Below are 441 nucleotides of genomic sequence, written 5' to 3'. Positions count from 1 at the left end.
GCTATATGCTCCACCTCCGACACAATACTGGAGGCTTTATCATGGAAGTGGTTGATAAAAGTGGTGTAGGTGGGTTTTGTAGCTGCAAACCCAATAACATCTTCAGACAAATCCTCATGATCGAAATAATCGCCAGTCGATCGAACACCGGTAATTGCGGCTATGTCGAAGAGGGTGGGGGTCACCATCCCACAGGGAAGATGAAAGGTAAAATATGCTATATCCCAGAAATATAGCGAAGATACCAACATGAGAGGATAATAAGACAATCCTGTCTTCGACAGCATCACCAAATCGTAAATTCCCATTTCCTTCCAGACGGAGGTTTGTGCCTTCTCCACCTTATTCAACCAATCTGAATATTCTGAGGAGAGGTTAGGGCATGATCGAAAGATTCTGGTCCCTTTGTTCATAAATTGAAGGTTAATGTCATCCGTAGTC

The 441-nt window shown here is 43.5% G+C and carries 1 protein-coding gene; it reads right to left on the bottom strand.

From position 1 onward, the window contains the following. Positions 1 to 341, bottom strand: a 341-nt coding sequence (locus VSR34_RS38665; protein WP_342965266.1) for a hypothetical protein, incomplete at its 3' end; no start/stop codon positions are given. Positions 342 to 441: the final 100 nt, after the last annotated feature.

The organism is Paraburkholderia sp. JHI2823 (genome assembly GCF_038900695.1).
Classification (GTDB): domain Bacteria; phylum Pseudomonadota; class Gammaproteobacteria; order Burkholderiales; family Burkholderiaceae; genus Paraburkholderia; species Paraburkholderia mimosarum.
Note: the sequence above shows the minus strand (reverse complement) of the source record. Positions and strands in the feature narration are given on the sequence as shown.